The following is an 11,757-nucleotide window of genomic DNA, read 5'->3' as shown; positions in this document are numbered from 1 at the left end:
CCCGCCCGGCCCTGACCGCCAGCGACACCGCCGCATAGACCGCGAACCCCGGGGGATCGCGCAGCGCCAGCCGCAAGAGGCCCGCGGCGCCGACAGCTTCCTTGCCCTCGCGCGCGAGGATGCCGGGATGCAGCGCCGCCAGCTCGCGCACCCCCGCATCCTGGCGGCGGCGCACCCGCACCAGCGCCGCGAAACCCTCGGCCATCGGCCAGGAATAGGGCGCGGCGATCTGCACCCGCTCACCGGGCAGGAACTGAAGCCGCACGAAAGTGTCGTCCGAGATCAGCCGCGGAAACGCGCCCCACCGCGCGCGCCCCGCCGCATTCACCGCGTAAAGCCCGTAGCCCGGCGCGACCGAGCGCGCGAAGGGCAGCCGCTGCCAGAACCGCGCATAGGCCCGCGTCAGCCATGAGCGCGCGCGGGGAATGACCGGAGCCGCCCCCGCATAAAGCGGCGCGTCCGGCGCCAGCGCAGCGCAAAGCCCCGCCAGCACTCCGGGCGAGACCACGCAATCCGCGTCCAGGTAGACCCGCAGGGGGCCGCGCGCCAGCGCATCCCCCGCGTTCAGCGCCCCGGGTTTCGAGCCCTCGGCCAGTTCCAGCACCCGCAGGTCCCAGCCCGCGGGCACCGCCGCCCGCCGCGCCATCCCCGCCGTCGCATCGCGGCAGCCGTTCGCCACCACGATCACCTCGGCGCCCCCCGGCACCGGATCCGAGGCGAACACCGCCGAAAGGCAATCGCCGATCCAGCCCTCTTCGTTCGAGGCCGGGATGATCACGCTCAGACGCGGGCCTGGGACGCGGGTCAGCACGGGGCGCAACCCCGGATCAGCGCCCGCCAGCGCGGATTGTCGTCGGACAGATGCCGCAAGCCGCCCCAGCTGCCGTATCTGCCGGGGGTGAAGACGCTGCCGTAATGGGTGAAAGGCGCGTCCGTCACCGCGCGCCAGCCCGCCAGCAACTCGCCGTAAAGCTCGCCCATCCCCGCGGAATAGTTCAGTTCGGTGAAGAAAGCGGTCATCTCCTCGTCTTCCGCCACCGGGCCGATGCCGGTGACATGGGTGCCGCCCTCATACATCACCAGCCGCAGCCCGTGCCTTGCGGCAACCCCGGCATGGTAAGGAAACAAAGTGCCGGTCAGATGCGCCAGGCTGTCGTTCGGATCGCCCGAGAGCGAACCGTCGCGCAGTTCGGCCACCGCCTTTTCGACCGCGCCCTGCATGCCGTGGCGCAGGGTCCAGGCCTCCAGCGCCTCACCCCCGAGGCCCAGCGAAGCGCCCTGCTCCCGCGCCGCAGCCCGGCTGTCATCGAGCCAGGCCCGGACCAGGGACTGGCGCTCCGGGTAGCCCAGTTTCGACGAGAAATAGCCGGTGACGGCATAGGCGTCGAAGCTCTGGTAGGGCGGCGCCCCGCCGTTCTCCAGGATCAGCGGCGGCGTCAGGATCGCCTCTTCCAGCCCCGGCCAGCCGGTCTGGGTCGCGATCACCCGCACCACGCGCTCAGGGGGCATTTCGCCGGTCCACACCTCCATCACCTCGGTCGCGCGGAGCGCGTAGAACGAGACCCAGGCGCCCTCGGCACCCCAGCGTTTCAGACCTTCGGCCTCGGCCCAATGCGCCTGACGGAACTGCCAGTTCCAGACCTCGTTGGAAAATTCCACCCAGGCCCGCAGCCCGGGGTCCAGGTCGCGCGCCACCACCTGCGCCATCTCGCGCACCAGATCATCCTGCGCGAGATGCGGCACGGTGATCCAGGCGTCAGCGCCCAGCCGGTTCGCCAGCGCCACCGCCACCTCGACCGGAACCCCGTGCCGCGCCCAGGTATAGTCACCGGGCAGGGGCCGGTCTTCAGGCGCGGCGAGGGTGGAATCATTGGTCGCCAGCCAGTCCATGAAACGCAGAAGCCGCACGCCGTGCAGCCGGGCGAGGAAATCGGGGTTGAAGATCTCGCCCGCATCCGCCAGCGCCGCCCGGTCCTCGCGCACCACCCGGATGCGGCGCAGGGGGTCGGCGGGGTCGGTGGCGGTGATCCTGATCTCGACCAGGCCCGGGCCGGGGGTGAAGTCGAATGTGATCCGCCCCTCAGTTCCGGCGACATTCGCGGCCCGGCCGCGCAACTCCAGCCGCCCCTGCCCCTGCCAGGTGACGAGGTAGCGCCCTGCCGTATCCATCGCCCCTTCGGGCAGGTCGGTCAGGATCACCGTGCCGATGGCTTCCAGCCCGGGCGGGATGAAAAGCGGCCAGCCCCCGGCATCCAGCGCGCCCACGGCGCGCAGATCCGCCTCCTCCATCCCGCCCCAGGCCGAGGGGCGGTGGCCGATCCAGGGCCGTGCGGTCTTCATCACATCGAGGAAGGGCTGTTCCGGCGACCAGTCATGCACCCCCATCAGCCCGAGCCCGAGGTTCGGATTGGAGATCGCCTCGAACCGGGCCTCTTCGGCGCGGGCGGCGCCAAGGACGCCGAGCAGAGCGGCGATCAGCAGCAGGATCCGCATCATTCGCCCCCGACGCCGGTGGGCGGGTAAGAGGTGACCACCCGCCAGACGATGCCCTGCATGATCCGCACGGCCTCATCCGGGGGCGCGTCGGCCGGGCTGCCGTCGGCGCGGTTCAGCCGGGCGGGCAGACCCAGCGGAGAGCGGCCATAGATCACCGCGTAATGGGTCTGCGCCACCAGCCAGGCCCCCAGATCATTGAAATGGATGTCGTCGCCGAACAGATCCCCGGCGCCGCTCAGCCCGGGGATGCGCCCCGCCTCCGCCTCGCGCGCGACCGCCGCCATGACCTGGCCGCCGGGGATCACATGGATCCTCTCGCCCGACTCCAGCACCGGGCGCAACAGATGCGCCTCCCACAGGCCGGGCAGATCGGCCTCAAGGCGGGCGGGCCAGTCGGGGGCCTCGTCCAGCGGATGCCAGGTCTCGTAGAGATAGATGCGGGCATCGGCGCGGCCCTCGCGGATGCGCTGCACCCAGCGGGCCAGCGCGGCGGGGGAATCATGCCAGCGGATCGCGTCGGCAAGGCCGATCATCTCGGTCAGGACGAAAACCGGATAGTCGCCGCTGCCCGCGGCCTCATGCGCCGGGCGAAACACCGGGGCGGCGTTTTCCTCGGCGAAGCCCGGCACCTCGCCCCGCCAGTGCTGGTCAAGGCTGGCGCCCCAGCCGAGCTGGCTGTTCCAGTCGTGCCCCGCAAGCTGCGCCAGCATCGCCGGCATGTCGCGCCCGGTCAGCGAATGGCCGAGGTGATAGACCCGCACCGGCCCGTCGGGCGGGGGCAGCGGCGCGGGGTAATGGCGCGCGCGTTCCGCCGCATCCAGCCCGGCGCCGGGCGCGAAACGCGGCTCTGCGCGCAGCTTCCAGGCCGCAAGTGCCAGGGCCGCCAGCACAACCGCGCCGAATCCGATCCAGACCGCCATCCTCACCCGCACACCCATTGCACCCTCGCAGTCTGCCGCGTCAGAGCCGCTCTTACCATAGCCCGCAGGGGAATGCTGCGTCTCCCGCCGCAGGAAGATCGTCCTCGCGGACATGGCCGGCCCGGGATGAAGGAAAGCGGCATGAGGGTTCGCCCCGCGCCCGAGGGCAAGGACGAAGAACGCAGCGGGGATCGGGGCCGCGGTTCAAAGGCGTGCCGGTGCGCGCCAGAGCCACTGTGCCACGGGGGCGCCTGCACCAGGCGCCGCCGGATACGATTCTCCCCGGGTCGCAGGAACTGCCCGGGGAGAGAGCGCCACATCATTCAGGGGATTTTTCAGGGACCAGCCCAAAGCGAACTGCCGCGGCGGCATTGCGTCGGAAGCTGCGGGCAGGGCTGATGTCGCTCTCGCCGGGCCGCGCGCGGAACATCGACGCCCCAAGGGGGAAACGCGCATAGCAGGCCCTTCCCCGGGGTGCTGACGCATAAGCATCGCCGGGCGTCCCGACTGCCGGTCGTCATGCCACGAAACCGGGCCACTATCCGCAGCCCGGCACGACGGCAACACCGCCCTGCCCCGCGGATGCCGGTGGAAAACCCGGCGGATCGCGCGGCCCGGGTTTCGACGCAACCGGAGCCGCCCCTCGCAGCGCCAGCCTCTGAGGCGCAAATTTTTTCCAAAAAAATTTGACCGGAATTTTTGAAAATTCCGGGCGCCAGGACGCAGCCGGGAGTTCCGCGGCCACTCCGAATCGCGTCTCCTGTCAATTTGCCGAAGGCCACCGCTTCGACCCGGCCTGAAGGCCAGGCGCGGGTGCGGGTGCGGGGCGATCCGCCTCAGCGCCCGACACGATGCCGTCAGGTGACAGGACGGATCTCTGCCGCTATTGTGCGCCCCGCGCCGGGGGGCACAACCCGGACACCGCAAAGGGCAGAAGACAGGTGACACGCGCCACGGGATCGGGCCGCCGCGACCGGCTGGCCAATCGTTACGCCGCCTGGGCCGCGCGGCGGGCGCGGCAGGTCACGGCCTTCGTCTCGCATCCCGAGCCGCGCTCGATCGGGCTTTATGCCCGCGGCAAGCAGATCATGGCCGGGAATCTGCTGCTGGCGGGCCACCTGGCCGAGGCGCCCGGCACGGTGATCTGGGACATTCCCGACGCCGATCCCGCTTTCATGGCCGAGGCCCAGGGCTTTTCCTGGCTGGACGACCTGGCCGCGCTCGGCTCGCCCGCGGCGCGGAAACTGGCACAGGCCTGGACCGCCGCCTGGATCGGGCGCTGCGGCGAAGGACGGGGCCCGGGCTGGACCCCGGACCTGACCGGACGGCGGCTGATCCGCTGGATCCACCACGGGCTGTTCCTGCTGGCGGGTCAGGACAAGCCGTTTCACGACGCCTTCTTCGCCGCCATGTCCCGCCAGACCGGCTTCCTGTCGCGCCGCGCCCACGCCACCCGTCCCGGCCTGCCGCGGTTCGAGGCACTGATCGGCCTTCTTTACGCGGGCCTGTCGCTCACCGGGATGGACCGCCACACCGGCCCCGCGATCCGGGCACTGTCACGCGAATGCGAGGCTGAGATCGGCGGGACCGGCGCCATTCTCAGCCGCAACCCCGAGGAATTGCTGGAAATCCTCACGCTGCTGTCCTGGGCCCTGCGCGCGCTCGCCGAGGCCGGGCGCGACATTCCGGGGCCGCTCTCCGATGCCATCGACCGCATCGCGCCCTGCCTGCGGGTCTTGCGCCATGCCGACGGCGGCCTCGCGCGGTTCCACGGCGGCGGCACCGGGGCCGAGGGGCGGCTGGATCAGGCGCTGGCGAGTTCCGCCATGCTGCCGCCGCCCAGCCATGTCGGCCTCGCCATGGGCTATGCGCGGCTCTCGGGCGGGCGGACCTCGGTGATCATCGACGCCGCCGATCCGCCCCGGGGGGCTGCGGCGGCGACTGCGCATGCCTCGACCGCGGCGTTCGAGTTGACCTCGGGGCGGCGGCCGCTGATCATCAGCTGCGGCTCGGGCCTGCCGTTCGGGGCCGAGTGGCAACTCGCCGGCCGCGCCACGCAATCGCATTCGGCCTTGTCGCTGGCGGGCTGTTCGTCCTCGCGCTTCACCCGGGCGGGGTCGGGGCTGCTGGACGATTGCGCGCGCGTCGCCGATCTGCATCTGGCGGGCGGCGACGGCGGGCTGGTGCGGCTGTCGCATGACGGCTGGACCCTCAGCCACGGCCTCACCGCCACCCGAGAGCTGCACCTCTCCGCCGACGGCCGCCGTCTGGGCGGCACCGACAGCCTGCATGCCGACACCCCCGCCGCCCGGGCGCGTTTCGGCGAGATCCGTGAGCGCCCGAACCCGGAAGGCATCGCTTTCGCGATCCGCTTCCACCTGCACCCGGATGTCGATGCCACGCTCGACATGGGCGGGAATGCGGTGTCGATGCAATTGCGCTCGGGCGAGATCTGGGTGTTCCGCCACGACAGCCGGGGCATCCTGTCGCTGGAACCCTCGGTCTGCCTGGAAAAGGGCCGGCTGCGGCCCCGGCCCGCGCAACAGATCGTGCTTTCCGCTTTCGCGCGGGATTTTGAGACCCGGATCGGCTGGACCTTGGCCAAGGCACAGGATACTCCGCTGGCCATCCGCGACCTGGACCGGGACGATCCGGTCCCCATCTGAGCCATAGCCGGAGGCCCCATGTCCATCGCCGCCCCCACCTCGACCGCGCCCACCACCCCCGTCCGCATCCGCCGCGCGCTGATCTCGGTCTCCGACAAGACCGGGCTCCTGGACTTCGCCCGCGCGCTGCACGGGCACGGGACGGAGCTTCTGTCTACCGGCGGCACGGCGGCGGCTTTGCGCGAGGCGGGGCTGCCGGTGCGCGATGTGTCAGAGGTGACGGGTTTCCCCGAGATGATGGACGGCCGGGTCAAGACCCTGCATCCGATGGTGCATGGCGGGCTGCTGGCTTTGCGCGACAATGCGGATCATTTGGCCGCGATGGAAAGCCACGGGATCGGCGCCATCGACCTCCTGGTCGTCAACCTCTATCCGTTCGAGGAAACCGTGGCGAAGGGCGCCGATTACGCCACCTCGGTCGAGAATATCGACATCGGCGGCCCGGCGATGATCCGCGCGGCGGCGAAGAACCACGCTTTCGTCGCCGTGGTGACCGATGCGGCGGATTACGCGCCGCTGCTGGAGGAAGTCGCGGCCCATGGCGGCACCACCTATGCCTTCCGCCAGCGCCTCGCGCTGACGGCTTACGCCCGCACCGCCGCCTATGACAGCGCGGTCTCGACCTGGCTGGCCGCGGCGATCCAGGAGGAAACCCCGCGCTGGCGGTCCTTCGCGGGCAGGCTCGCGCAGCCTTTGCGCTACGGCGAGAACCCGCATCAGAAGGCCGCCTTCTATACCGACGGCTCGAACCGGCCCGGCGTCGCCACCGCGAAGCAATGGCAGGGCAAGGAACTCAGCTACAACAACATCAACGACACCGATGCGGCTTTCGAGCTGGTGGCCGAATTCGCGGGGGAAGCGCCCGCCTGCGCCATCATCAAACACGCCAATCCCTGCGGCGTGGGCCGCGGCGCGACCCTGCGCGAGGCGTATCAGCGGGCCTATACCTGCGACACCACCTCGGCCTTCGGCGGGATCGTCGCGCTGAACGGGGTGCTGGACGGCCCGACCGCCGAGGAGATCGTGAAGATCTTCACCGAAGTGGTGATCGCCCCCGAGGCGACCGACGAGGCGAAGGCGATCTTCGCGGCGAAGAAGAACCTGCGCCTGCTGACCACCGGCGCGCTGCCCGACGCATCGAAGGGCACGCTCTCGTTCCGCCAGGTCGCGGGCGGCTTCCTCGTCCAGGATTCGGACGTCGACACGATCACAGCTTCGGATCTGAAAGTGGTGACGAAACGCGCGCCCTCGGGCCAGGAGCTGGAAGACCTGTTCTTCGCCTGGAAGGTCGCGAAGCATGTCAAATCGAACGCTATCGTCTACGTCAAAGACGGCGCCACCGTCGGCATCGGCGCAGGCCAGATGAGCCGGGTCGATTCCACCATGATCGGCGCGAGGAAGGCAGGCGAGATCGCATCGGCACTCGGCCTGTCTGAGAGCCCCGCCGTGGGTTCGGTCGCGGCCTCGGACGCCTTCTTCCCCTTCGCCGACGGGATCGAGGTTCTGGCCTCGGTGGGCGTGAAAGCGGTGATCCAGCCCGGAGGCAGCATGAAGGACCAGGACGTGATCGACACCGCCGACCGGCTGGGCCTTGCCATGGTCTTCACCGGCCAGCGCCATTTCCGGCACTGAGATGCGGATCGCCACCCTCACCGCCCTTGCCACCTTCGGCCTCGACCAGGCGTCGAAACTGGCCGTGGTCCAGGGGCTGAACCTGATCAACCGCGGCGAGATCGACGTGCTTCCGCCGTTCCTCGTCTTTCGCATGGCCTGGAACCGCGGCATCAACTTCGGCCTGTTCGCGGGCGATGCGGAACTGGTCCGCTGGGGGATCGTCGCGATCTCGCTGGTGATCTCGGTCTGGGTCTGGCTCTGGGTGCGGCGCACGGATCCGGGGCGGCTGACGCAGATCTCGGCCGGGCTGCTGGTCGGCGGCGCGCTCGGAAATGTGATCGACCGGATCTGGTATGGCGCGGTGGCGGATTTCCTGAACATGTCCTGCTGCGGCATCGAAAATCCCTATGCTTTCAACGTGGCCGATATCGCGATCTTCGCCGGCGCCCTGGGGCTGGTCCTGTTCGCCGGGCGCAGGGCGCCACCGGCGAAGCGCCGCGCGCGCAAGGGCTGAGGGGCGGAAAGACCCCGTGACGGGGCGTTTCGCATAGGCTAAGAGAGAGGCCGGAACAGACGGAAAGCAGGATGCCGGGGAACAGGATGCAGGCAAGAGCAGGCGTTGGGGCCTTGACGCTGGCGATGGTCCTGGCGCTGTCCGGCTGCGGCGCGCCCGAGGGCGACCGGACCGATCTGATGCGGCTGCGCTCGAAAGACGGGCCGGACGAATTCGCGATCCTGCCGCCCAGGGCGCTGGAAATGCCCGCAAGCCTTTCGGATCTGCCCGCCCCCACGCCGGGGGGCGAAAACCGCACCGATCAGCGGCCGTTCGACGATGCCGTGGTCGCGCTCGGCGGCAAGCCGGGGGCGGGCGGCGGCATCCCGGCGGCCGATTCCGTGCTTTACGCCCATGCCGGGCGCTTCGGCACCGAGGCCGGGATCCGCGCGCAGCTCGCCTCCGAGGATCTGAACTGGCGGCGCGACAACAAGGGCCGCATCCTTGAGCGGCTGTTCAACTCGAACACCTATTACAACGCCTATCGCGACCAGTCGCTCGATCAGCACGAAGAACTGGAATACTGGCGCGCTCGCGGTCTTTTGACCCCTTCTGCCCCGCCGCGCGGCTATGACAAGGCCGCCGAGGAAAAGGCGAAGAACAAGAAAAAGAGCTGGCTGTTCGGCCGCTCCTGAGCCAGCCCGAACCGCTCCTGACCGACGGTCCCCGAATCCGGGGGGCCGGGAACGATCCCAACCCGGCGGAGGACAGATGCGCCTGCTGACCAATCTTGCCCGCAAATTTGCGGCCCTGCTTCCCGCGCCGCGCGCGCTGCTGGCGGCGGTGCTGTTCCTGCCCGGCGCGCTGGCGGCCCGGGCCGAGACGGTGACCGCCTTCACGCTGGAGAACGGGCTTGACGTGGTGGTGATCGAGGATCACCGCGCCCCCGTGGTGGTGCAGATGATCTGGTATCGCGCCGGGGCCGCCGACGAGGCGGCGGGCAAATCCGGCATCGCGCATTTCCTGGAACATCTGATGTTCAAGGGCACCGACAAGGTGCCCGCGGGCCAGTTCTCGGCCACGGTCGAGGCCCATGGCGGCGACGACAACGCCTTCACCTCGTGGGATTACACCGCCTATTTCCAGCGCATCAGCGCCGACCGGCTGGAAATGGTGATGGAGATGGAAGCCGACCGGATGCGCAATCTGCGGCTCGACGACGCGGTGGTGCTGACCGAGCGCCAGGTGATCCTGGAAGAACGCGCGCAACGCACCGATTCTGATCCCGGCGCGCTGCTGGGAGAGCAGATGCGCGCCGCCCTGTTCATGAACCACCGCTACGGCATCCCGATCATCGGCTGGCGGCACGAGATCGCGCAACTGACCCGCGCCGATGCGCTGGACTGGTATGGAAAATACTACGCGCCGAACAATGCGACGCTGGTGATCGCGGGCGATGTGACCCCCGATCAGGTCCGCGCGCTGGCGGAAAAGCATTACGGCCCGATCGCGCCCTCGGATGCCATCGTGCCGCGCAATCGCCCGCAAGAGCCGCCGCATCTGGCCGAACGCCGCATCGCGCTCGCCGACGAGCGGGTGTCCGACCCTTACGTCTACCGCAGCTATCTCGCGCCCGAGCGCAACCCGGGCGATCAGCGCAAGGCGGCGGCGCTGGCGATCCTGGCCGAGCTTCTGGGCGGCAACGGCCAGACCTCGGTGCTGGCGCGCGCGCTGCAATTCGATGCCCAGGTCGCGGTCTGGTCCTCGGCCTTCTACGACGGCACCTCGCTGGATGACGGCACCTTCGGCCTCTACGTGGTGCCCGCGCCCGGGGTGAGCCTGGCCGAAGCCGAGGCCGCGATGGATGCGGTGCTGGAGAAATTCCTCGCGGACGGCCCCGATCCGGCGGCTTTCGAGCGGATCAAGACCCGGATCCGCGCCGCCGAGATCTATGCCCGCGACGATGCCCACGGCCTTGCCCGGCTTTACGGCGAGGAACTGTCCATCGGCCTCGGCCTCCTCGACATCCAGGGCTACACCGCCGTCCTCGACAGCGTGAGCATAGGGGATGTGATGGAGGCCGCGCGCGAAGTCCTCAACCGCGACAATGCGGTGACCGGCTGGCTGGAACGCCCGCCCGAGGCGCCGCCTGCGGAAGCCAGCCTGCCATCCGCGCCGGCAACCGACGATCCGCATCAGGCCGAACCCGCCGCCGAGCCCGGAGAAGCCCAATGATCCTGCGCGCCGCCCTCACCGCCGCCCTGCTGCTGCTCCCCGCGCTGGCCCGGGCCGAAATCGACATCACCGAGGTGAAAAGCCCCGGCGGGCTGACCGCCTGGCTGGTCGAGGATCACGACATTCCCTTCACCGCGCTGGAAATCCGCTTCCGCGGCGGCACTTCGCTGGACGATCCGGCGAAGCGCGGCGCGATCTATCTGATGGCCGGGCTGATCGAGGAAGGCGCGGGCGATCTGGACAGCCGCGGCTTCGCCGAGGCGCGTGACGCGCTGGCGGCGCATTTCAGCTTCGGCGCCTCGGCCGATGGTTTCTCGGTCTCGGCCCGGTTCCTGACCGAGAACCGCGATCAGGCGGTGGATCTGCTGGCGCTGGCCCTGAACCAGCCCCGCTTCGACGAGGACGCGGTGGCGCGGGTGCGCGAACAGGTGCTTTCCGGCCTGCGTTCGGACGAGAAGGATCCCGCCGTCCTCGCCTCGCGCGCCTTCGACGCCATGGCTTACGGCGAGCATCCCTATGCCAGCGCCGGACGCGGCAGCATCGACACGGTTCAGGCGCTGACCCGCGCGGATATGGTCGTCGCGCATAAGGCGGCGCTGGCGCGCGACCGGGTCTATATCTCGGCCGCGGGCGACATCACCGCAGAAGAGCTTGGCCTGATGATGGACCGGCTGCTCGGCGCCCTGCCCGAAACCGGCGCGCCGCAGCCCGGACGCGCGCCCTGGCTCCTGAAGCCCGGGGTGACGGTGATCGACTTCCCCTCGCCGCAGTCGCTGGTGACCTTCGGCCATGAGGGCATCGCCCAGGACGATCCCGATTTCTTCGCCGCCTATATCCTGAACGAGGTGATGGGCGGCGGCCGTTTCTCGGCCCGGCTGATGAACGAGGTGCGCGACAAGCGCGGGCTGACCTACGGGATCGGCAGCTATCTGATCGGCATGGACCATTCCGAATCGGTGATGGGGCAGTTCTCGGCCTCGAACGACAAGGTGGCCGAGGCCATCGCGGTAATCCGCGCCGAATGGCAGAAGATCGCCGCCGAAGGGATCGCAGAGAAGGAACTGGCCGAGACGAAGACCTATCTGACCGGCGCCTATCCTCTGCGTTTCGACGGCAATGCGCCGATCGCCTCGATCCTTGTGGGAATGCAGATGCAGGGCATGCCGATCGACTATCCCAACACCCGCAATGCCCGGATCGAAGCGGTGACGATGGACGACGTGAAGCGGGTGGCGGCGCGGCTGTTCCGCCCCGAAGCGCTGCACTTCGTCGTCGTCGGCCGCCCCGAAGGCGTGACATCCGAACCGTAAGCGCCGGGGAGGGGGGCTGGGGG

General features: G+C 69.7%; 9 protein-coding genes. 6 read left to right on the top strand and 3 right to left on the bottom strand.

Going from position 1 to position 11,757, the window contains the following annotated elements:
* The 3 genes from XINFAN_RS17370 to XINFAN_RS17360 all read right to left on the bottom strand — a co-directional run.
* A partial coding sequence (locus XINFAN_RS17370) for a glycosyltransferase family 2 protein (protein WP_233352321.1) occupies window positions 1-811 on the bottom strand: 811 nt, incomplete at its 3' end.
* Window positions 805-2,493, bottom strand: a complete 1,689-nt coding sequence (locus XINFAN_RS17365) for a hypothetical protein (protein WP_124088136.1) — start codon at window positions 2,491-2,493, stop codon at window positions 805-807. The genes XINFAN_RS17365 and XINFAN_RS17370, both read right to left, overlap by 7 nt.
* Window positions 2,493-3,416 carry a hypothetical protein gene (locus XINFAN_RS17360; protein ID WP_124088135.1) on the bottom strand — a complete coding sequence of 308 codons (924 nt, stop codon included), beginning with the start codon at window positions 3,414-3,416 and terminating at the stop codon, window positions 2,493-2,495. Before XINFAN_RS17360 ends, XINFAN_RS17365 begins: the two co-directional genes overlap by 1 nt.
* Before the next feature lie 941 nt (window positions 3,417-4,357).
* Between XINFAN_RS17360 and XINFAN_RS17355 the strand changes: the two genes are divergently transcribed.
* From XINFAN_RS17355 to XINFAN_RS17330, 6 genes are all read left to right on the top strand, one after another.
* Entirely contained in the window at window positions 4,358-6,082 is a 1,725-nt protein-coding gene (locus XINFAN_RS17355; RefSeq protein WP_233352313.1) for a heparinase II/III family protein, read from the top strand.
* 18 nt (window positions 6,083-6,100) lie between these two features.
* Complete coding sequence (gene purH / locus XINFAN_RS17350) at window positions 6,101-7,714, top strand: bifunctional phosphoribosylaminoimidazolecarboxamide formyltransferase/IMP cyclohydrolase (protein ID WP_124088133.1); 1,614 nt, start codon at window positions 6,101-6,103, stop codon at window positions 7,712-7,714.
* A 1-nt stretch (window position 7,715) separates the two neighbouring features.
* The gene (lspA, locus tag XINFAN_RS17345) at window positions 7,716-8,210 is read left to right on the top strand and encodes a signal peptidase II (RefSeq protein WP_124088132.1); all 495 of its coding nucleotides are present in this window, start codon (window positions 7,716-7,718) and stop codon (window positions 8,208-8,210) included.
* A 113-nt stretch (window positions 8,211-8,323) separates the two neighbouring features.
* Window positions 8,324-8,884 (top strand): DUF3035 domain-containing protein, encoded by a 561-nt coding sequence (locus XINFAN_RS17340; RefSeq protein WP_354002140.1) that lies wholly within the window; start codon window positions 8,324-8,326, stop codon window positions 8,882-8,884.
* A 76-nt stretch (window positions 8,885-8,960) separates the two neighbouring features.
* Window positions 8,961-10,424: a M16 family metallopeptidase gene (locus tag XINFAN_RS17335; RefSeq protein WP_124088130.1), complete on the top strand. Its 1,464-nt coding sequence runs from the start codon at window positions 8,961-8,963 to the stop codon at window positions 10,422-10,424.
* A complete protein-coding gene (locus tag XINFAN_RS17330) occupies window positions 10,421-11,734 on the top strand; it encodes a M16 family metallopeptidase (protein WP_124088129.1) in 1,314 nt (437 codons plus the stop codon). The genes XINFAN_RS17335 and XINFAN_RS17330 overlap by 4 nt, the downstream gene beginning before the upstream one ends.
* The last annotated feature ends 23 nt before the right edge of the window (window positions 11,735-11,757 follow it).

This window comes from Pseudogemmobacter humi (assembly GCF_900609055.1).
Classification (GTDB): domain Bacteria; phylum Pseudomonadota; class Alphaproteobacteria; order Rhodobacterales; family Rhodobacteraceae; genus Pseudogemmobacter; species Pseudogemmobacter humi.
This window is presented reverse-complemented; position numbering and strand designations above follow the sequence as displayed.

Bases quoted from the DNA above. Each gene is read 5' to 3' on its own strand.
- XINFAN_RS17335 (WP_124088130.1), top strand. From the start codon at position 8,961: ATGCGCCTGCTGACCAATCTTGCCCGCAAATTTGCGGCCCTGCTTCCC.
- XINFAN_RS17330 (WP_124088129.1), top strand. From the start codon at position 10,421: ATGATCCTGCGCGCCGCCCTCACCGCCGCCCTGCTGCTGCTCCCCGCG.
- XINFAN_RS17360 (WP_124088135.1), bottom strand. From the start codon at position 3,416: ATGGCGGTCTGGATCGGATTCGGCGCGGTTGTGCTGGCGGCCCTGGCA.
- XINFAN_RS17365 (WP_124088136.1), bottom strand. From the start codon at position 2,493: ATGCGGATCCTGCTGCTGATCGCCGCTCTGCTCGGCGTCCTTGGCGCC.
- lspA (WP_124088132.1), top strand. From the start codon at position 7,716: ATGCGGATCGCCACCCTCACCGCCCTTGCCACCTTCGGCCTCGACCAG.
- purH (WP_124088133.1), top strand. From the start codon at position 6,101: ATGTCCATCGCCGCCCCCACCTCGACCGCGCCCACCACCCCCGTCCGC.